Source organism: Limosilactobacillus sp. DJ3M12 (assembly GCF_947381695.1).
Classification (GTDB): Bacteria; Bacillota; Bacilli; order Lactobacillales; family Lactobacillaceae; genus Limosilactobacillus; species Limosilactobacillus kinnaridis.
Window position 1 is genome coordinate 1 of sequence record NZ_CANCWY010000063.1, and the last position, 607, is coordinate 607.

Consider the following 607-nt stretch of genomic DNA (forward strand, 5'->3'; position numbering starts at 1 on the left):
TTCTTAACTTGATTCTTTTCATCATCAGTTAAGTGACTTGGATCCTTAACAGTTACCTTGTCGCCTGGAACAGTTGGAGTAGTCTTATCTGCGTCGTTTTCTGGACGTACCAAATCGCTACCTTTGATTGTATCAGTTGACTTATCTGGATAGGTAATCGTTGCTGTACCATCAGCACCTACATCAACTTTAGTGCCATCTGGGAAGTTACCCTTATTAGCGTCTTCCACATTCTTCTGAACTTTAGCTTTTTCAGTTTCAGTTAAGCTGTTGGTATTTGCTACTGGTTCAGGGGTTCCTGGAACATTTGGTGTGATCTTCTCAGCGTCGGTTTCTGGAACACTTGGAGTAGTCTTATCTGCGTCTTTTTCTGGACGTACCAACTTGCTACCTGGGATTGTATCAGTTGACTTATCTGGATAAGTTACTGTAGCTGTTCCGTCAGCACCTACATCAACTTTAGTGCCATCTGGGAAGTTACCCTTATTAGCGTCTTCCACATTCTTCTGAACTTTAGCTTTTTCAGTTTCAGTTAAGCTGCTGGTATTTGCTACTGGTTCCTTGGTTGATGGAACATTTGGTGTGATCTTATCAGCTTCGGTTTCTG

Annotated in this window: 1 protein-coding gene; it reads right to left on the minus strand. The window is 42.0% G+C overall.

The window, feature by feature from the left end; all coding sequences use genetic code 11:
• Window positions 1-607 (minus strand): MiiA motif-containing surface protein (locus tag QOS06_RS10715; protein WP_502868066.1); only part of this gene is annotated, 607 nt, incomplete at both ends.